Source organism: Granulicella sp. dw_53 (assembly GCF_018449545.1).
Lineage (GTDB): Bacteria > Acidobacteriota > Terriglobia > Terriglobales > Acidobacteriaceae > Edaphobacter.
In genome coordinates this window covers 62,619-81,926 of sequence record NZ_JAAVUR010000018.1, presented here as the reverse complement: position 1 = coordinate 81,926, position 19,308 = coordinate 62,619, and the positions used below count along the sequence as shown (strand labels likewise).

General features: G+C 58.0%; 14 protein-coding genes and 2 riboswitches. Of the genes, 10 read left to right on the top strand and 4 right to left on the bottom strand.

Annotated elements, in window-relative coordinates; all coding sequences use genetic code 11:
* Positions 1 to 2: 2 nt before the first annotated feature.
* The 3 genes from larE to HB393_RS21795 all read right to left on the bottom strand — a co-directional run bounded on the left by larE (position 3) and on the right by HB393_RS21795 (position 6,037).
* The gene (gene larE, locus HB393_RS21805) at positions 3 to 848 is read right to left on the bottom strand and encodes an ATP-dependent sacrificial sulfur transferase LarE (RefSeq protein ID WP_213807323.1); all 846 of its coding nucleotides are present in this window, start codon (positions 846 to 848) and stop codon (positions 3 to 5) included.
* Between the two features lie 42 nt (positions 849 to 890).
* A complete protein-coding gene (gene yiaK, locus HB393_RS21800; RefSeq protein WP_213807322.1) occupies positions 891 to 1,901 on the bottom strand; it encodes a 3-dehydro-L-gulonate 2-dehydrogenase in 1,011 nt (336 codons plus the stop codon).
* Positions 1,902 to 2,566: 665 nt separating this feature from the next.
* Positions 2,567 to 6,037: a TonB-dependent receptor gene (locus HB393_RS21795; protein ID WP_345945369.1), complete on the bottom strand. Its 3,471-nt coding sequence runs from the start codon at positions 6,035 to 6,037 to the stop codon at positions 2,567 to 2,569.
* Positions 6,038 to 6,453: 416 nt separating this feature from the next.
* A riboswitch (cobalamin riboswitch) is annotated at positions 6,454 to 6,650 on the top strand.
* Positions 6,651 to 6,834: 184 nt separating this feature from the next.
* Between HB393_RS21795 and cobG the strand changes: the two genes are divergently transcribed.
* Genes cobG through cobF form a run of 8 tightly spaced genes read left to right on the top strand, consistent with a single transcriptional unit; the run spans position 6,835 to position 14,194 of the window.
* Complete coding sequence (gene cobG / locus HB393_RS21790; RefSeq protein ID WP_213807320.1) at positions 6,835 to 8,127, top strand: precorrin-3B synthase; 1,293 nt, start codon at positions 6,835 to 6,837, stop codon at positions 8,125 to 8,127.
* Positions 8,124 to 8,753 (top strand): precorrin-8X methylmutase, encoded by a 630-nt coding sequence (locus HB393_RS21785; RefSeq protein WP_213807319.1) that lies wholly within the window; start codon positions 8,124 to 8,126, stop codon positions 8,751 to 8,753. The genes cobG and HB393_RS21785 overlap by 4 nt, the downstream gene beginning before the upstream one ends.
* A complete protein-coding gene (locus tag HB393_RS21780; protein ID WP_213807318.1) occupies positions 8,750 to 10,267 on the top strand; it encodes a precorrin-2 C(20)-methyltransferase in 1,518 nt (505 codons plus the stop codon). Before HB393_RS21785 ends, HB393_RS21780 begins: the two co-directional genes overlap by 4 nt.
* A gap of 20 nt (positions 10,268 to 10,287) precedes the next feature.
* Complete coding sequence (cbiE, locus tag HB393_RS21775; protein ID WP_213807317.1) at positions 10,288 to 11,517, top strand: precorrin-6y C5,15-methyltransferase (decarboxylating) subunit CbiE; 1,230 nt, start codon at positions 10,288 to 10,290, stop codon at positions 11,515 to 11,517.
* Positions 11,514 to 11,879: a cobalamin biosynthesis protein gene (locus HB393_RS21770; RefSeq protein ID WP_213807316.1), complete on the top strand. Its 366-nt coding sequence runs from the start codon at positions 11,514 to 11,516 to the stop codon at positions 11,877 to 11,879. The genes cbiE and HB393_RS21770 overlap by 4 nt, the downstream gene beginning before the upstream one ends.
* On the top strand, positions 11,876 to 12,637 hold the full coding sequence (gene cobM / locus HB393_RS21765) for a precorrin-4 C(11)-methyltransferase (protein WP_213807315.1): 762 nt from the start codon (positions 11,876 to 11,878) through the stop codon (positions 12,635 to 12,637). The genes HB393_RS21770 and cobM overlap by 4 nt, the downstream gene beginning before the upstream one ends.
* The gene (locus HB393_RS21760) at positions 12,634 to 13,425 is read left to right on the top strand and encodes a cobalt-precorrin-6A reductase (RefSeq protein WP_213807314.1); all 792 of its coding nucleotides are present in this window, start codon (positions 12,634 to 12,636) and stop codon (positions 13,423 to 13,425) included. Before cobM ends, HB393_RS21760 begins: the two co-directional genes overlap by 4 nt.
* Positions 13,426 to 13,435: 10 nt before the next feature.
* Positions 13,436 to 14,194, top strand: coding sequence for a precorrin-6A synthase (deacetylating) (gene cobF / locus HB393_RS21755; protein ID WP_213807313.1), 759 nt, complete (start codon positions 13,436 to 13,438; stop codon positions 14,192 to 14,194).
* 9 nt (positions 14,195 to 14,203) lie between these two features.
* On the opposite strand, the gene HB393_RS21750 is transcribed toward cobF, so the two are convergent.
* Positions 14,204 to 15,628, bottom strand: a complete 1,425-nt coding sequence (locus HB393_RS21750) for a sigma-54 dependent transcriptional regulator (RefSeq protein WP_213807312.1) — start codon at positions 15,626 to 15,628, stop codon at positions 14,204 to 14,206.
* A 664-nt stretch (positions 15,629 to 16,292) separates the two neighbouring features.
* On the opposite strand from HB393_RS21750, the gene lhgO reads away from it, so the two are divergent.
* Together lhgO and thrC are read left to right on the top strand one after the other, a co-directional pair.
* Complete coding sequence (gene lhgO / locus HB393_RS21745) at positions 16,293 to 17,519, top strand: L-2-hydroxyglutarate oxidase (RefSeq protein WP_213807347.1); 1,227 nt, start codon at positions 16,293 to 16,295, stop codon at positions 17,517 to 17,519.
* Between the two features lie 246 nt (positions 17,520 to 17,765).
* A riboswitch (SAM riboswitch) is annotated at positions 17,766 to 17,871 on the top strand.
* 119 nt (positions 17,872 to 17,990) lie between these two features.
* Positions 17,991 to 19,274, top strand: coding sequence for a threonine synthase (thrC, locus tag HB393_RS21740; RefSeq protein WP_213807311.1), 1,284 nt, complete (start codon positions 17,991 to 17,993; stop codon positions 19,272 to 19,274).
* Positions 19,275 to 19,308 lie beyond the last annotated feature (34 nt).

The window sequence follows — 19,308 nt, the reverse complement described above, 5'->3', positions numbered from 1 at the left end:
AGCTAATCTTCTTTCGCGGTGAGGACTGGAGCAGGTGCGATGTCCAGCAGGACTTCGTTCATCGAGCCGGAGCGGTAGCCTTGCGTGTCCAAGGTGATGTAGAGGAATCCGAGAGGTTTGAGCGCGGCGGTGATGCTGTCGAGGACGGGGAGTGAAAGAGCGCGGGCGAGGTCGGCGCGAGCGACCTCGATGCGGGCGAGGTCGCCGTGATGGCGGACGCGGACCTGGGGGAAACCGAGGGCGTGAAGGGCTTCTTCGGCTTGTTCTACCTGGGCGAGGTTCTCGCGTGTGACGGCTCGTCCGTACTCGATGCGGGAGGAGAGGCAGGCGCTGGCTGGCTTGTCGGCGAGGGCGAGGCCAGCTTGGCGGGCGAGGGTGCGGATCTCGGGCTTGGTGAGTTGGGCGGTGACGAGGGGCGCGACGGCGCGGTGGAGCGCGGCGGCTTGCTGGCCAGGGCGGAAGTCGCCGCGATCGTCGAGGTTCATGCCGTAGGCGAGGTGCTGGAAGCCGCGTTCGGCGCGGGCTTGCTCCATGTGGGTGAAGAGCTCGTCCTTGCAGTGGAAGCAGCGTTGGCTGTCGTTGCGGATGTAGTCGGGGCGATCGAGCTCGCTGGTTTGGAGGATCTGGGTTGGAATTCCGTGTTGGGTGGTGAAGGCGAGCGCGGCGGCGAGCTCTGCGCGGGGAAGAGAGGGTGAGTCGGCGATGACGGCGAGCATGTTGTCGCCGAGCGTTTGGTGGGCTGCGAAGGCGAGGAAGGCCGAATCGGTTCCACCAGAGTACGCGACGAGCACGGAGCCGAGGCCGCGAAGGGTCTGGTGAAGCAGTTCGGATTTTTCGGTCAACGTCATTGTTGTCTAATCGTAGCTTAGGGTTTGGATGCGCGAAGCTTGCTAGAAGTTCTGGGTCTGGAGCTGTTGCCAGTGGGCCGGATCTACCGGGACGCCTAATTCCATGTTTTCTTTGCGGAGTTGGAGGGTTTGCTCGCCGGGGTAGCGGATGGGTTTGGCGGGATCGGCGCGGGGGGCGGCGTGGAGGTCGTCGAGGATGCTGTCGGCGATCCGGGTGAGTTCGGAGGCGGAGGCGAAGTTGGAGGGGTCGATGGCGAGGAAGACCTGGGAGATGCCGGATTCGCGGGCGGTGTCGTTGGGAATCTGATGGGTGGATTTTCCGCCGGAGAGCATGGCGGCAAGCATGTCCAGGACGAGGGCGAGACCGGAGCCCTTCCAGTAGCCGACCGGCAGGAGGCGCTGGGTGGCCTCGATGGTGGCGGCGTCGCGGGTCGGTTGGCCTTCGGCGTCGAAGCCTCCGTCGACGGGGAGGGGTTCGTTGCGCTTTTTGTAGGTGGCGAGGGCTCCGTAGGAGAACTGGGACATGGCCATGTCGAGGACGATGTGGCCTTCGGCTCTTGGAATCCCGATGACGAGGGGGTTGTTCCCGAGGGTCGGGGTCGAGGCTCCCCAGGCTGGCAGGTTGGGGAGGGTGTTGGTCCAGCAGAGGGAGAAGAGTCCTGCCTCGGCGGCGAGCCAGCCGTAGGTTCCGCCGCGCATCCAGTGGGTGGTGTTGGCGAGGGCGACGCAGCCTAAGCCGTGCTGGCGGGCGAGTTCGACGGCGCGCAGCATGGAGGCGTAGGCGGAGGTGTTGCCTGGCGCGATGTGGCCGTCCCAGCGTTCGATCGCGCCGAAGGAGGCGGTGCACTCCGGTTCGGCGTTGGGCTGGATGCTGCCGTTGCGGATCGCGGCGATGAAGCGGGCGAAGCGATTGAGTCCGTGGCTGTAGACGCCGTCCCGTGTGGTCTCGGCGAAGATGCGGGCGCAGAGTTCGGCGCGGGCTGGGGCGACGCCCGCGGTCAGGAGGGCTCGCTCGAAGGCGGCGAGGAGGTCAGAGTATGGGACACGCAGCATGATTTCCATCGTAGCGTGTTGTGCGTGGAGGAGCGATTTGGCAGGCTTCCCGGTCCCTGTTTGCTCTTCCCCTGGGCATGTCAGGACACCCCCTCCCCCTTGCCTGCGAATAAGCGCATTTATTTCAATGGGATACGCGGAGCGGGCTGTGCCAAAATATTCCATCTAAAAGGCTTATGGCTAAATATGTCTGCTGGCTGGAGTTACGGCATTTCGATTGTTAAAGAGCGAAACCCCGCTTGAACGGGGTTTTTCTTTTTGTTGCTGGTTTTATTTTATCAAGCGGTCCATAACTAACGTGCCACTTTGTTTTATTTATTATCTTGTTATTTTTCATGTGTTTGTGAGTTTTACGGAGATTCTGAGGGGTTGACAAGGTGAGATGACGACCTTCTTTGATGGGCTGATCAAGAGCACCTTGTAAGGAGTGTCATGTAAGGAAAGGCGAAGTAGTGGGCGCCTCACGCCTTCGGGATGACCGTAAACGGGGAGCGGCAAGTGCAAAGGGTTTGTCGTGGCCTGGAGAAGAAGGACCAGGGCTAAAGCCCTTTTTGATTGGAGCTCTTTTTCGTAGGGCTAAAGCCCTACGCTAATCCGAACAGCAACGACAGAAGAAAAAATGGCGGTCTGCATTTAGCAGACCGCCAGTAACAAGGGTGCTTCTGTTAGTAGAGGATCTTGAGTCCGAATTGGAAGATGCGGGGTTGGAAGGTGCTGGAGACGGTGCCGCCGTTGGTGGGGGTTCCGCCCAGAGTTCCGCTGAGAGCTCCGGAGGGGAGAAACAGGTTGGTGTGGTTGAAGAGGTTGTAGGCTTCGGTGCGGAACTCGACCTTGAGGCTCTCTACCGGCGTGTTGAACTTCTTGTTGAGTGCGAGGTCGGTCTCGTAGAAGGCCGGGCTGCGGCCTGGGTTGCGTGAGGTGTTGCCGAAGGGGCTCAACAGGGCGGTGGTATTCGGATCTCGTGTGCCCGGCAAGCTAAAGGCGGCGAGGTTGATGTATTGGATAAGGCCGCTCGACAGTTGCTTTTTTTGTACGACTGGCTGGCCGGGGACGCGGTTTGGACGGTACAGGTTTGCTCCGCGGAAGCTGGAAGCGATCTGCGGAGAGACGGCGTTGGCGGAGTTGGGGCTGTAGGTGATGTTGAAGGGAGTGCCAGCTTGCATGGTGTTGATGCCGCTGATCTGCCAGCCGCCTACGACGGTGTTGAGGGCCGATCCGCTGTGGTTGAGGAACTGGCGACCACGACCGAAGGGCAGTTCGTAGACCAGGCTGGTTACGTTGGCGATGGGCAGGTTGTAGTCGGACTGGCCGTAGTCGGCGCGGATGTTGTTTGCGTCCTGCGGTGACGGGGTGTTGCCCTCGAGTGAGGCGCTGGCGTTATCGAGGGCGTGCGACCAGCTAAAGGAGTTGAGCAGGGTGAGCCCGCCAACGAAGCGCTGCTCGTAACGAACCTGCAGGGCGTCGTAGTGCGAGTCGAAGCCGTTGATGGCGGCGGTGATGTCACTGGGCCAGTTTCCGAAGGGGCGAGTGAACTGACCGTTAGTGATGACCTTGGGGTTCTTCTGGTTGGCGTTGAGGAAGCCTTCCAGCTTGGCTCCGCGGTTGCCGACGTAGGCGATATCGAGGAGTGTGTTCTTCATCAGTTCCCGCTGGATGCTGAGGAAGTAGCTCTGGACGTAGCTGTCGCGCTTGTTCTTGGGAACGTAGGTGATGTTGTCGGTGGCGGGGTTGAAGGCGGTGACGAGGGCCGAAGGAAAGCCCTGATCGATGGTGGCGAAGCAACTGGGAGCGGTGCCACCGATGGGGATGATCTGAGCAGGCAAGGTCGGGCACTTCGACGCGGGGGTGGGAGCGATCTGGGTTACTGCAGCGAACTGCGCTTGAGGAGCGTTGATGGCCAGGATGTTTCCAGAGCCGGCGCGGGTGTAGTGGACGTAGCTGACGCCGTATCCGCCACGAATCGCGGTCTTGGGTGTGGCGGCGAAGGCGAAGCCTATGCGTGGAGCGAAGTCGTTGAGGTCGGGGTTGACCAAGGTCTTACCGTAGACGCCACCAGCACTGACTGGGGTGATGCCGTTGCCTGCGACTGCGCCGGGAGTGATGGTGAGGACGGTCTGGCTGGCGGGATCGAAGTTGGAGATGAAGTTCTTCTGCTCCGAGTAGGGTGAGCCGTACTCCCAGCGGAGGCCGAGGTTCAGGGTGAGGCTGGGGCTTACCTTGTAGTCGTCCTGGGCATAGACGCTCTGGATGCTCTGGCGAAGGTGGGCTACGAAGAAGTTGGCAAGGGAGTAGGAGTTGGTGTTGCCGAACAGGAAGTCGGCCCAGTAGTTGTCGGCGACTGCAGCAGCGCCGGTGCAGGTGGTGGTTGAGCCGGGGATTGGGGTGCCGGCGGGGCAGACGCTAAAGCCACCCGCGAAGCTGAAGGAGCCGTAGAGTGGGTTGTTGTCGTTGACGGCCATCCAGATCTTCTCGTATTCGTAGCCGAACTTCATCGAGTGGCGACCCTTGATCCAGGTGAAGTTGACCTTGGGGTCGACGAGACCGGGGTTCTGCCATTGCGGGTTGGTCGACTGGCGGCCAAAGGAGGTGAATCCGCCTGAGATGCTGGTGCTGGGAAGACCGCCGGATACAGTCGGGTCGGTGGGGAGTCCGGGGAAGGTGATGGAGTTGTCGCCGATGGAGAGGCTGAACTTGCCAGCCTTGGTGCGAGAGAGGCCGAGACGGGCGTCGAGGACCTTATTCGAACCGAAGAGATGAGTGTGTCCGAGGGCGATCTGCTGGTCGAGGACCTGGATTCTTCCGTTGGTCTGTCCGTCGAGCGGGATGGGAATCGCCGGGAAGTTGATACCGGTCTCTTTGCGGTCGCTGATGCGGAGGAACCAAGAGCTGCTGGGGTTCTGCTGATAGTCGAAACGGAGGTCGCCCTTGTCGGAGTTGTCGGTGAAGGGGACCTGGACGGCGAAGTCGTTTGAAGCGGCTCCACCATTAGAGACCGGACCGTTTTGGGGTAAACCTGGAATCTGTTTGAAGAAGTTGATGATCTGTTGCGACTTCGGATTGATCGCGGCTGCTGGAATAGGGGTGTTTTGAGCGTAGACCTGTCCTGTCGTGGGATTCCTTACCGGGACGACCAGGTTCCCATTGAGTTCGTTCAGGGTGGGTAGGGTGAGGACGCTGAGAGGCTTGAGGACCTGCCGGAATCCTTCGTAGTCGAGGAAGAAGAAGAGCTTGTCCTTGATGATGGGACCGCCGAAGTTGCCACCGAACTGGTTCCGGTTGAACGTAGGCTTCTTGAAGGGTGTTGTGCCGGTGGTGGGCTTGAAGAAGCCGGTGGCGTTGAGGGATGTGTTGCGGATGAACTCGTAGAGGGTGGCGTGGTAACGGTTGGTTCCGCTGGCGGAGGAGGTGTTGATGGTTGCGCCGGAGGAGCGGCCGTATTCGGCGCTCTCGTTGTTGGTGACGATCTGGAACTGGGCGACGGAGTCGGGCGGAACGGCGATGATCTGGTTGTCGAAGCCCTGGTTGCTTTCGCCGTAGGCGTTGTTGTCCATACCGTCGAGGAGGAAGTTGTTGAAGACGCTGCGCTGGCCGTTGATGTTGTAGGCGCCGGCGCGGACGAGGGAGTTGATGGAAGTCGTGGTCGCGGCGGTGGGGGCCTGGCGGGAGCCGGTGACGAGGCCGAGGAGGTCGGAGTAGTTGCGGGTGACGAGGGGGAGGGCTGCGCTCTGGTATTGGGTGATGGTCTGGCCACGCTGGCTGGAGTCTGCCTCGATCTGGATGGCGACGCCGGAGACTTCGACGGTGGTCTGAGAGCCGACCTTGAGAGTGAGGTCGATGCGCTGGCGGACGCCTACAGAGATGGCGACGTTATCGGCGACGGACTCGGCGAAGCCAGTGGAGGTGGCGGAGATCTTATAGGAGCCGACGCGCAGGGAGGGGACTTCGTAGTTGCCATTTTCGTTGGTGGTGGTGGTGGAGACGATTCCGGTTGCGGTATTGGTGACAGTGACGTTCGCTCCCTTGACGGCTGCGCCAGAGGAGTCGTGCACGGTTCCGACGAAGGAACCGGTATCGAATTGTGCAAAGGCTGCGGTGCCGGTGAAGGCGGCTACCACGCACAGGAGAGTACGGAGCACTTGGGAGAGTAGTTTTGCTGACATAATTCGAAGCGTAGACCGTACCGATCTTGGAAGAATGAATGGAGTATGAAAAGAATGTTACAGCGGTAGAAAGGTGGGCTAATTATCGCTTTCTTTAAGGCAAGGCTGCTGGAGAATTTCTTACTAAAGGGGTGCATAAACCTAGGAGTTCTCGCTGGGCCTTTTAGGGTGCCTTTCTGGACTTCGATGATTGGCGACATTTCGGTGCCGGTGTCCAGGCGTGCTTCTATCTTTGCTTCTTTTTCGTAGGCCGAAACACTTGATGCCGGAGGTTATTCCCGACCATTTGGCGGTTTGATCGCCGGGCTGGAATGTTTGAATCGCCGGACGGAGTTATGCGGCTGACGGCTGCCTTGTGGCGATGCGTCGTTGATATCAGTATTTATCTGACCTATACTGGAACTGCTTTCGGTGTCTGCTTTTTGCGAAACAGACTGAAAAAGGGAATCCGGGGAGGATCCGGAGCTGCCCCGCAGCGGTAATCAGGAACGAAAGCTCCGATAGGGCACTGGTTCGCGATGAACTGGGAAGCTGGAGCGAGTAGGGAGCCTGCAAATTCCGAAGACCTGCCGTGAGCCATGTCCGTACCGGGCATAATTCCACACGCCTCCGAGGGGAAGGTTGGGTGATTGCGGCTTGTGTCTGATGCTGCGTTTCCCGGCTCATCTGCAGAGGTTGAAGGCAATTGGCTCCGGGCGTCGCGATTGCTGCGTCTTTCACGATGATCCGGTGGTTTTCTTCCTCGCGCGACCGTTGTGATCGAGAGATGCAAGATGAGAGTTGGAGACAATTTCTGCCCCGGCATCCTCCATGCGGTTCCTGCAAAGGACGGTCTGCTGCTCCGCATTCGGGTGCCTGGCGGGTTGATCTCCGCGGAGGAACTGTGTGCGATTGCCCGTCTTTCCAGTGCGTACTCCGATGGGCAGATCGAGATTACCTCCCGGGCCAATATTCAACTGCGAGCGATTCGTGATGAGGCTTTATCGCCGGTCGTTCAAGGGCTCAGAACTGCGGGTCTTCTTCCTTCGCCGGGGCATGATCGTGTGCGCAATATTATGACCAGCCCGCTGGCTGGTTTGGATGCTGAGGAGTTGGTGGACACTCGGCCGCTGGTTCGGGAGCTCGACGAGCGGTTTCTGGCTGATCCGGTGTTTATGGATCTGCATCCCAAGTTCAGCTTCGGGATAGACGGCGGGGGGCGGTGGTTTAGCCGCGAGACGGATGATGTCTCTCTGCGGGCGGTTAAGGTGGGCGACGGGATTGTCTTTCGGCTCTCTATTGGGGGTGTCTCGTCGGGCTTCGGTGTGGGGGCTGATCGAGTGGTTGACTGTATGCTCGAAGCCGCGAGGATGTGTTTGCGGGTTTGTAAGGAGCTTGAGATTCCGGTGAGGGCGCGAGCTCTTCTGGCTAGTCCGGGTGCGGTGGAGAGGGTGTTGGAGGGGTTGTCCGCTCTGCTTGTGCCTTGCGTTGGTTCGGAGGATGGCAGAGCTTTTTTAGAGGCGCCTTTGGGGGTGCAGGCGATGGCGGGGAGTGAGTTTGTCTCCGTGGTTCCGTCTGTTCCTCTGGGTCGAATTACGGCGGGACAGGCTCACCTGATGGCTGGTTTGGCGAAGGAGTGGAGTGGGGATCTTCGACTTGCGCCTTGGCGGGGAGTAGTTCTTGGGGCTATTCCCAGAGGGGCCGCCGATGGGGTTGTGAGTTCGCTGCGGGCTGTCGGTCTGCCGGATGATGGACGCGATGGATATCGCGGACTCTCTGCTTGTGCAGGGAATACGGGGTGTGAGGCATCCCTGGCTGATGTTCGCGGCGATGCGGTGAGGCTGGCTGATTCTTTGGCTAGTTCTTTGGCTGGGCGCGATGCGAGGCCGGGGTGGACGGTCAATATCTCCGGATGTGAGAAGCAATGCGCCATGAGGAAGGGTGCGACTGTCGAGCTGGTCGCGACGGAGTTGGGGTATAGCGTGAAGATTGAGGGAGTCACTGTTCCTTCTGTTTGTTCGTCCAACTCTGCGATAGAGGCAATCGTTGCCCATCATGCGCGGTTGGATCCTGAGGCTTATTCATGAAGACGAGTTACAAGAAGGATGCCGCGGAGATCTATCGCGAGTCGTTTGCAATCATTCGGGCGGAGGCGGACTTGTCTTCGTTTCCGCCGGAGCTCGCGCGGGTTGTGGTTCGGATGATTCATGCGTGCGGCATGACGGATCTTACGCAGTATGTCTCGGCATCGAGCGGGGCCGCTGAGGCTGGCATTCGTGCGCTGCGCGAGGGTGCGCCCATTCTTTGCGATGCGGGAATGGTGGCGAACGGGGTTACACGATCGCGGCTTCCGGCGGAGAACGAGGTGATCTGCACACTGCGCGATTCCCAGACTGCTGAGCTTGCGGCTAAGCTTCAGACGACTCGTAGCGCGGCGGCTTTGGAGCTGTGGCGCGACAAGATGGGCGGCTCTGTTGTGGCGATCGGCAATGCGCCTACCGCTCTGTTTCATCTGCTCGATATGGTGGAGGAGGGAGCGCCTCGTCCGGCTCTCATTATTGGAGTGCCGGTGGGGTTTGTGGGCGCTGCGGAGTCGAAGGCGGCGCTGGAGGCGAGTGGCCTCAATCTTCCCTATCTGACGATCCAGGGACGGCGTGGCGGAAGCGCTATCGCCGCGGCGGCTGTGAACGCGCTTGCAAGTGAGGAAGAATGAACGGAAGCGCGAAGGTGGGACGTCTGTTTGGTGTTGGACTGGGGCCTGGAGATCCGGAGCTGGTCACTCTGAAGGCTCTGCGAGTGATTCGGCAGGTGCAGGTGATCGCCTATCCCACGGCGAAGCATGGGCTGAGTAATGCACGCTCTATTCTGAGCTCCGAGTTGGTGAACGATCAGATCGAGCTGGCCATGGTGTATCCGATCACGACGGAGACGACCGATCATCCGGGAGGCTATGAGGCTGCTATCTCGGAGTTCTATGACGACATGGCGGAACAGATATCGGTTCACCTCAACTGTGGCCGCGATGTCGCGATTCTTTGTGAAGGAGACCCCTTCTTCTACGGCTCTTACATGTATCTGCACGACAGGCTTGCGCATCGGTTTTTGACCGAGGTTATTCCTGGGATTCCTTCTGTCATGGCTGCCTCAGCGAGGCTTGGAACGCCGCTCGTCCGGAGAGACTCGGAGCTTACGGTGCTTCCTGCGACTCTTTCCGAAGACGATCTCACGGCTCGGCTCAATCAGTCCAGCGCCTTTGCGATTATGAAGCTGGGCCGCAACTTTACGAAGGTGAGGAACGCGCTCTCCCGGGCAGGTGTCGCCGATAAGGCGCTCTACATCGAACGGGCGACGATGACTGCGGAACGCATGATTCCACTGGACGATGTCGATCCCTCCACGGTTCCTTATTTTTCACTCATCCTTGTGCCGGATACACGTCCCGATCCCTGCGAAGTGAATGGGATTTATACCGGGCACCTGTCCGTCGTGGGATTGGGCCCCGGCGCCTCCGAGTGGCTTACGCCGGAGGCTAAGAAGGCCCTGGCTGAGGCTACCGATCTGGTTGGCTATCAGCCGTATCTCGACCGCGTTCCTACGAGGTCGGGTCAACAGCGCCATGGATCGGATAACAAGGTCGAGGCGGAGAGGGCTCGCCATGCACTCTCGCTCGCAGAGGCGGGACGGCGCGTCTGCGTGGTTTCGTCGGGCGACCCGGGCATCTTCGCGATGGCGTCGGCGGTGCTGGAGTCCGTCGAAGATGGGCCCGCGGCGTGGCGTTCGCTCGATATCCGTATCGTTCCCGGTCTATCGGCGATGCAAGCCGCGGCTTCGAGAGTGGGAGCGCCGCTGGGGCACGACTTCTGCGTTCTGTCCTTGTCGGACAGGCTGAAGCCCTGGGAGGTTATTGTGAAGCGATTGCACGCGGTGGCCTCCGCCGACTTCGCACTCGCTATCTACAATCCTGTCTCCTCTGAACGCAAGTGGCAGCTTGCAGAGGCCCAGGCCATCCTCGCCACCTATCGAGACCCCAAGACTCCCGTTGTCCTAGCCCGCAGTGTGGGGCGGTCCGGTGAGAGGATTGTCTTCACGGATCTTGAGGCGCTTGATCCGACGATGGTCGATATGCAGACGGTCGTTCTGATTGGGTCCTCGACGACCCGCAGTCTTTCTTTGTCGAACGATCGCAAGATTATGTACACCCCACGAAGTTATGGAGCTTCGAGATAGATACCTCACACGATCTGGAAGTGGCGCAAGGAGCCCGCGGCGGTCGGTGGCTGTCCGTTGTTGGGATTGGCGAAGACGGCTGGGAGGGGCTTAGCGCGGACGCGAGACTTGCAGTGGAGTCCGCGGAGTTGCTCTTTGGCGGTACGCGCCATCTCGCTTATGTACCGGCGTGCCGGGGCACGAAGATTCCATGGCCGTCTCCCATGGCGCCAGCGATCCAGGAGATTCTTACCCAGCATCGAGGGCAGAGAAGCGTTGCGGTGCTGGCGAGTGGAGATCCGATGCTCTATGGAGTGGGTGTCACTCTCACGCGACATCTGGATTCGAAAGAGTTCCATGTTATTCCGCAGGTCTCGGCTCTCTCGCTTGCTTGTGCTCGGCTGGGTTGGCCGGTGGCCGAGGTGTGCCTTATCTCACTGGTCAATCGTCCGATAGAGCAGTTGTACCGGTTCGTCTCTCCTGGGCAAAGGCTCATTCTCTACTCCGAAGATGGGAGTACGCCGGCGGCGATCGCTCAGGCTCTGACGCAATGCGGATACAGCTCCAGCTCCATGAGTGTCCTCGAAGATCTTGGCGGTGCATCCGAGCGTCGTAGCGATGGATTCGCCGCGTCGTGGTCGAATCCAAGGTGCAGCAACCTCAATCTGGTTGCCGTGACCTGCCTTGCAGATGCTGGTGCTGAGACGCTGTCCCTTGTGCCCGGATTGCCGGATGATGCCTTCGAGACCGATGGGCAGCTGACGAAACGTGAGGTTCGTGCTGCCACGCTGGCTCGGCTCGCCCCTTTGCCGGGGGAGAGACTTTGGGATGTCGGAGCCGGGACGGGAACGATCGGTATCGAATGGATGCGGGTTCATCCTTCCTGCTCCTGCGTTGCTTTTGAAGAACGGGCCGAGCGGGCAGATAGAATCCTTAGGAACGCCAAGCGTCTGGGCGTGGCGTCGTTGCAGGTAAGACTAGGTTCGGCACCTTCTACCTTTGAAGGCCTGGATCGTCCGAATGCAATCTTCATCGGTGGTGGACTCGGGAACGACGGCATGTTTCAAGCTTGTTGGGATAGGCTTTGCGGGGGCGGGCGACTCGTCGCGAATGCGGTCACCGTGGAGAGCGAAGCAACGTTGGCATCGCTGCATAAGATCTATGGAGGAGAGCTAGTGAGAATTCTTGTGGCTCGAGCCGATTCGATCGGCGACTCTTTCGGCTGGCGGCATCTGATGCCAATCACACAGTGGACGGTGCGTAAGCCATGACTCAGGAGATTTCAATCGGGATCGGTTGTTCGTCCCGTGCAACCGGGGAGGATGTCATTCGCCTTGTTGAGAGTTGCGTTACCGAGGTAGCTCCTGACGGCATCCTCGCCACCCTCGACCGCTGCGCCGGTATCGGGGAGCAGGTGGCGAAGGCGCTTGGGCTCAGGCTGATGTTGTTTCCGGCGAGCACGCTTGCGCAGGTCTCTGGAGTCGAGAATCCTTCCGCGAAAGCCCTTGAGAGAGTCGGGACCTCCAGTGTTGCGGAGGCCTCTGCCTTGGCGGCGCTCGGACCTGAGGCGCGTCTTCTGATCCCGCGACGGATAGGATCTTTCTGTACCTGCGCCGTGGCGGTGCTTCCATGACGGTTCACTTCATCGGCGCTGGGCCGGGAGCCGCGGACTTGCTGACGCTGCGAGGACGCGACCTGATTCAGCGTTCGCAAGTCTGTCTCTATGCGGGATCCCTTGTGCCGAAGGAAGTGATCGCGCACGCACCGGAGGGCGCTCGTCTGATCGACTCCGCTGAGATGAATCTGGATCAGATCATCGCAGAGATAGAGAAGGCCCACGCGGAGGGACTGGATGTAGCTCGGATTCACTCCGGGGATCTCTCGATCTGGAGCACCATGGCGGAGCAGATTCGCCGCCTCTCCGTGCTGGGGATTCCGTATGACGTGACGCCGGGGGTTCCGGCGTTTGCTGCGGCAGCGGCGGCTCTGAGCCAGGAGCTTACACTTCCCGAGGTTGCACAGACCATCATCCTGACGCGGACTTCAACGCGATCGACTCCGATGCCCAAGGGGGAAGACCTGGCGACCCTGGGTCAATCGGGTGCGACGATGGCGATTCATCTCTCCATCATGAACCTCGATTTGGTCACCTCACAGCTTCTGCCGTTGTACGGTGCGGACTGTCCAGTGATCGTTGTCTTTCGAGCGAGCTGGCCGGATGAGCAGATATTGCGAGGCACGCTATCGACCATTCAGGAGATCGTCACAGCTTCGGGCGTGGACCGTAACGCACTTATTCTGGTGGGAAGATCTCTTGGTAAGGTAGGGTTTGGGGAGAGCTATCTCTACTCGTCGTCCAGGGAGCGGGACGATGAGAGTAAGCAATCTTGAATCGGGATGGACTTTGCGAAGTGTTACTTCAAGTGCCACGAGTATTAGTTCTGGGCGGGACCACGGAGGGAATTGAACTCGCCGCCCGCCTGGCAGCCCGATCGGACTTAGTTACAATATCGTCGCTCGCCGGGCGCGTGGGCCAGCCTCGGCTGCCTGACGGACTTGTCAGGATTGGTGGCTTCGGTGGGCTGGATGGGCTGCTCTCCTACTTAGAGAAGGAGAAGATCGCGGTGGTGATCGATGCGACTCACCCGTTTGCCGCCCGTATCAGCAGGAACGCAGAGATCGCTTGTAGCCGCTTGGGATTGCCGTTTGTCGGGCTGCTTCGGCCAGCCTGGACGAAGTCGGAGAAAGATATCTGGCATGACGTTCCTGATGTCTTGAGTGCTGCTCAATTCGTGGATAAGGCGGAGGCCAGAGTGTTTCTTTCGATCGGCCGGCAGGAGCTTCATATCTTCTCTGATTGCAAAGATGCCTGGTATCTCATACGCGCTATCGACGCTCCGGCGGAACGATTGCCATTGCATCATAAGATTGTCTTGCAGCGTGGGCCCTTCGATCTAGAGAGAGAGTTACAGTTGCTTCGGGATCATTCTATCGACTTTGTCGTTTCTAAAAATAGCGGTGGGGCGGCGACTTACACCAAGATAGAAGCGGCGCGGTTGCTTGGCATTCCGGTGGTGATGATAAATCGGCCAGCGAAGCACACTTTGTCGAGTGTCGCGTCAGTAGAAGAGGCTATAACTGCACTGGATGATGTACTTCGACTACATTGGAGAGACTAAGGATATCGAGATGAGGAAGCTATACATCATTGGGATAGGTGCTGGAAATCCTGAGCACGTTACAGTGCAGGCGATCAAGGCAATGAACAAAGCCGATGTATTCTTCCTGCTCAATAAGGGAGAGAGCAAGGACGATCTGGTTCGGCTTCGAAAGGAGATCTGCGAGAGATATATCGACGATCCCTCTTACAGGACGGTAGAGATCGCGGACCCAGTGCGGGATCCGGCGACGCCTTCTTATACCTCCCGCGTCGAGGAGTGGCATGAGAGACGGGCAGTTCTCTATGAAGAAGCTATCGCGGCAAATGTAGGAGAAGAAGAGTGTGGAGCGGTTCTCGTTTGGGGCGATCCTATGCTGTACGACAGCACGATTCGGGTCTTCGACCGGATGATTGCTCGGGGTAACATCAGCTTCGATTACGAGGTGATTCCTGGCATCACCAGCGTTCAGGCTCTCGCGGCGGCTCATAAGATCGTGCTGAACGGGATCGGGGAGTCCGTAGTCGTTACGACGGGCCGGCGCCTGGCGGATGGTCAGTTTAATTCCGCGGAGAACATCGTGGTCATGCTGGATGGGAGTTGTTCCTTCAAGGACTTTCCCGATGCCGAATCCGACATATATTGGGGCGCTTACGTAGGAACAGACAAAGAGATCCTATTGACCGGCAAGCTGGGTGAGATTGCCGAACACATTGAGGTCGCCCGCAATGAAGCGAGAGAGCGCAATGGCTGGATCATGGATGTCTATCTGCTAAGGCGATCCCAGTAACTAATTTGTCTATGCACTTAGTCTGTACTGCTGAATTTTGTATAACAAGCTGCGGTAACTGATGTTCAAATTCGTTGCGGCTCTTCTTCTATTCCAGCCTGAGGCCAACAGCGCATTTTGAAGCATACGGATCTCGGTTTGGTTCTTGATATCATTGATCACGTCCTTCATGCCTGTAATCGTCGGTGGCTTTATATTGGTGGGATTATCCGCCGGGACGCTTTCCATCGAAGCGGTGGGACGAGCTTTCGTCCTGGCTCGAAGATCGTTATAAGCCGATTCCTGATCCCGTAGGATGATTGTGCGAGTTACGAAGCTCCGTAACTCACGAATGTTTCCAGGCCAGTGATACTCCTGTGCGGCTTCAATGAGTTGACTGGAAAAAGTAGTCGGTTGGTGAAGCTCTAGCGAGCCCCTCTGAATCATCTGCTCCATCAGCAGAGGTATCTCTTCGCGGCGTTCCCGAAGCGGAGGGACGGTGAGGGTTAAGGTGTTCAGGCGGTAGTAGAGATCTTCACGGAAACGCTTCTCTGTAATTGCCTCTTGCATGTTGATGTTAGTGGCTGCGAGGACGCGAACATCGACTTGAGTTGAGACGCGCGCTCCCAGGCGGCTGAACGAACCGTCCTGCAAGACATGAAGCAGCTTAGCCTGCATCTGCGGACTCATCTCACCGATTTCGTCCAGTAAGATCGTCCCTTTGTTGGCGAGCTCGAACTTGCCAGGTTTGGACTTCATCGCGCCGGTGAAAGCCCCAGCCTCGTAGCCGAATAACTCGCTCTCCAAAAGGTCGGTCGGCAGTGCAGCACAGTTTACGTTGAGGAACGTCTTCTCTGAGCGGGAGTGATACTTATGGAGGAGTCTGGCTACAATTTCCTTCCCGACGCCGCTCTCTCCCAGGATGAGCACGGGAATGTCGACAGGGGCGAGGGTGCGGATGTCTCTGTAGAGCTGCATCATCGTCGGCGATGCCGCCAGGAAGAAACGATTATGGTCTAACTCCTCCAAATGGTAGTTGGGATTTCCAACAGGGGTATTGTCAAAGCGATTTACTTGTGGGACTTGTTCTATTTGAGGAAAGAAGTTCAATTTCTCTAGATCTCCACTTAGAAGTGGCTTATTTAGCACCATCTCTATGTTCCACATCGCGGCGTCGTTTTTCCATGATGTGTCTCCCATCTCTGAAAGAACGCATAGTCTTTCTTTATTAATTTTTTGTAGAAGAGTTGGAGCGAAGAGGTCAGTCTTTGGCTTGTCCTTTGCTACATCGAATAAAAGAACATCTGCAATTACTCCGCGGTATAGGTGTTGGAGTGCTTCTTGCGGGGAGGGGACACATATCGCCCTATGGCCATGGGATTCGAGAGAGGTGTGAATTGTATTGCAGACATTTGTATCGCCGCTGATTGCCAGGATTTGCACCGCATGAATCATCGATATACCTCAAAGAGAGATAGATGGGCGGGTGGTGCAAAGACAAGAGGAAACGCAAGGTCGTCGTTGACCTACATTGCCGAAGCATCGTCGCCCATATAAAGGGAGCCCAGAGAGCCGCAGAGATTAACCCATCATCGTCCTGAGACGACAAACGAGTTATAGAAACAACTAAGAAAGCAACTGCATACTAGTTACTAATCGTAATGGCCGATTTCATCCACTTGCATTGACCTGATGGTATCTTCGAACCGCATCTAGGTCATGGAGTGCAGCGAATCTAACGCTATGTGCAAAAAGAGTCAAATAAAAAAATGCAACTGGATAAGGGCATAGTTTTATATGGAAGCATATTGTCGTCAAACTAGTCACATATCAACAAGATGTATCGAAGTGGTGGATTCATGCTGGTTTCAGCAATGTATGGAACAGTACCTAGTTAGTGGCAGTTACGTTCTGCCTTTCGGTAACCTTTAAGTACTCAACTATAGTTGTCGACTGAATTTAAAGAGATAGGTTTTAATGAGATAGACATACACATTGCGAGATCGCAACTTCCTTCACTATTAGTTTCGTTACATAAGATGTTCACTTGTCAGCGTATATTCGAGGTGAATTTCGTTGACTACAGGCAACATGCAAGTAATTCGAGCGAGGAGATAAGATCGCCACCTCTTCCCAAGTCGAGGTCGTTGTAATTGGCGCCGGTATCGTCGGTCTGGCAACTGGCCTTGAGCTTACCAGTCGCTTTCCAGGCGCGTCTGTGGCTGTCGTCGAGAAAGAATCTGTAGTTGGGAGCCATCAGACAAATCACAATAGCGGAGTCATTCACTCCGGGATTTACTACAAGCCGGGAAGCCTGAAGGCGAAGCTTTGCGTTGAGGGCGCGGATGCGCTGTTACGTTTTTGCGAGGAGTATGCAATTCCTTATGACCTATGCGGGAAGGTAATCGTTGCTACAGACGAGAGCGAGCTTCCGCAACTTGACGAGCTCTTCCGGCGCGGCAAGGGAAATGGACTAACTGGGCTGCAGATGCTTACCGCCGAGGGAATTCGAGAGTTGGAGCCACACGCGAGCGGTATTCGCGGCATTCGTGTGCCGAGTACCGGCATCGTCAACTACGGCAAGGTCGCGGAAAAATATGCGGAGTTGATTGTCGCTCGTGGCGGAGCTCTCTGTCTGTCCCATGCGGTGACAGGATTGAAACGTTCGGGCGGGAACACGATCGTTGAGACGACGCAGGGTGCCATCGAGGCAAGCCTGGTGATCAACTGTGCAGGCTTACAAAGCGATCATGTCAGCCGCATGGCGAAGGTAGATCTCGATCTGATGATCGTTCCTTTTCGCGGCGAATACTACGAACTTACTCCGGATAAGAGTCACTTTGTAAGAGGGCTGCTCTATCCGGTTCCCGATCCGCAGTTCCCGTTCCTTGGGGTGCACTTCACCAGACGCATAGAAGGCGGAGTCGAGGCGGGTCCCAATGCGGTGCTGGCCTTCAAACGCGAAGGCTATTCGAAGAGCTCATTCGATCTCAAGGATGTGTTGGAGTATGCCACCTTCCCTGGGTTTTGGAAGATGGCCGCGAAGCATTGGCAGATGTCAGTGGGTGAGTATCATCGCTCCTGGAGTAAGGCCGCCTTTGTAAGAGCGCTGCAACGTCTTATGCCCGAGCTGACCTCCGATGACTTAGTCCCTGGCGGATCTGGCATTCGCGCCCAGGCCCTGAGCGTCGATGGGAGGCTGATCGACGACTTCCACTTCGCCTACACGCCGGGCATGGTTCATGTGTGTAACGTGCCGTCTCCCGCTGCCACGGCATCGCTCGCCATCGGCAAGTACATCGTCGATACCGTGGTGAATAGGGTAGAGGCTTCCTGGCTGCATTAGGGAGGCCGATGGACCGGAGCGATCATCCCAGTATGCTGGTGGCAATGCTACGAAACGCTCTCATGAACCTCGTATCGATACGGTCAAAATCCGGGAAGAATGCAGATATGGAGCGGAGAAGGAGCCTCTAATCACCAGGGGTGATCCGCTTTCAGCCTTCATCCCGCAGACCTCTCCAGGAACTTGCGACCGGGCATGCTCTGTGTTACTAATTAGTTATTCCAGTTTGCCTTCGGGCAAATTTGAATTTCATGCAGAGTGGTTGAGGGACGAGCCCTTTGACGCCACGACAACCGGACAGAACAAAGACGTACCGGTGTCAACTCTCTCCTGGAGACAGGGAACATGAGATTCGGAGCACGCAGTCCCAGCAAGACTGCATCCCCGTTTTTCTCCTCCCAAAGCCCTTTGCGGGCGTCCCCACAACAGAGAGCGTCCAAGTTCGATTCCTCCCCCACGCGGAGAGAGTGAATGAACTATTCCTGTAGCCGGTACGAACTGAAGTGCAACGAGTGTGGCAAGCTCTTTGGGAACCAACCCCTCTCCGCCTGCCCCGACTGTCTCGCCCCCCTGGAAATCACCTACGACCTGGAAGCGGTACGCGGCATCTTCACCCGGGAGGCGATCGCCGCAGGTCCTGCAAACATCTGGCGCTATGCGGCGCTGCTCCCCATTCCGGACGGCTTTCAACCGGATCTGCCGGTCGGCTTTACGCCTCTGGTTCGCGCGAAGAACCTCGGCAAGCGCATCGGCGCAAACAATCTCTACATCAAGAACGATGCGGTGTGCTTTCCCACCCTCTCCTTCAAGGACCGGGTCGTCTCAGTCGCCCTCGCGAACGCGCAGAAGTTCGGTTTCACGACGGTCGGTTGCTCCTCCACCGGCAACCTGGCTAACTCCGTCGCTGCACAGGCCGCCCGTCTCGGCCTCAAGGCCACCATCCTGGTGCCCGCCGACCTCGAGCCAGCCAAGATCCTCAACACCCTCGTCTACGGCGCCCGCCTGGTCCGCATCGACGGCAACTACGATCACGTCAACCGACTCTGCACCCTTATCGCCGACGAGTACAACTGGGGCTTCGTCAACGTCAATCTCCGCCCCTACTACGCGGAAGGCTCCAAGACCGTGGGCTACGAGATCGCGGAACAGCTCGGCTGGCAGCTCCCAGACAACGTCGTTGTGCCCATGGCCGGCGGTTCGTTGATCCGCAAGATCCGCAAGGCCTTCAAGGAGCTCGTCTACCTCGGCCTGGTCGAAGACAAGCCGGTCCGCTTCTTCGGCGCACAAGCCACCGGCTGCTCGCCCATCACGACCGCCGTCAAGCAGGGAACTGAGGACATCGTGCCCCAGCGTCCCAACACCATCGCCCGGTCCCTTGCTATCGGTAATCCCGCGGACGGCCCTGCGGCGGCCAAGATGATCCGCGGCGAGGGCGGCTGGGCCGAAGATGTCTCCGATGTCGAGATCGTCGCTGGCATCCAAGAGCTGGCTGAGACCGAGGGCATCTTCACCGAGACCGCCGGTGGCGTCACCACCTCCGTTACCGCTCGTCTCTACGCGCAGGGCCGCATCACGCCCGACCAGATCACCGTCTCCTGCATCACCGGGAACGGTCTCAAGACAACCGACGCTCTAGCCAACAGCTACCTCCACGTCGATGCCCGTGCCATACGCCCACGCCTTGCCGACTTCGATGCCTACCTTCGGGAGCTCGACGGTACCACTGAATCTGAACTCGCCACTGCCGGAGCTTGAACGACTCCGAAACCTGGATCACGCTGGAGAACCT

Excerpts from the sequence above, each read along its gene's own strand:
- larE (WP_213807323.1), bottom strand. The coding sequence starts at position 848 with ATGACGTTGACCGAAAAATCCGAACTGCTTCACCAGACCCTTCGCGGC.
- yiaK (WP_213807322.1), bottom strand. The coding sequence starts at position 1,901 with ATGCTGCGTGTCCCATACTCTGACCTCCTCGCCGCCTTCGAGCGAGCC.
- cobG (WP_213807320.1), top strand. The coding sequence starts at position 6,835 with ATGAGAGTTGGAGACAATTTCTGCCCCGGCATCCTCCATGCGGTTCCT.
- HB393_RS21785 (WP_213807319.1), top strand. The coding sequence starts at position 8,124 with ATGAAGACGAGTTACAAGAAGGATGCCGCGGAGATCTATCGCGAGTCG.
- HB393_RS21780 (WP_213807318.1), top strand. The coding sequence starts at position 8,750 with ATGAACGGAAGCGCGAAGGTGGGACGTCTGTTTGGTGTTGGACTGGGG.
- HB393_RS21770 (WP_213807316.1), top strand. The coding sequence starts at position 11,514 with ATGACTCAGGAGATTTCAATCGGGATCGGTTGTTCGTCCCGTGCAACC.
- cobM (WP_213807315.1), top strand. The coding sequence starts at position 11,876 with ATGACGGTTCACTTCATCGGCGCTGGGCCGGGAGCCGCGGACTTGCTG.
- cobF (WP_213807313.1), top strand. The coding sequence starts at position 13,436 with ATGAGGAAGCTATACATCATTGGGATAGGTGCTGGAAATCCTGAGCAC.
- HB393_RS21750 (WP_213807312.1), bottom strand. The coding sequence starts at position 15,628 with ATGATTCATGCGGTGCAAATCCTGGCAATCAGCGGCGATACAAATGTC.
- thrC (WP_213807311.1), top strand. The coding sequence starts at position 17,991 with ATGAACTATTCCTGTAGCCGGTACGAACTGAAGTGCAACGAGTGTGGC.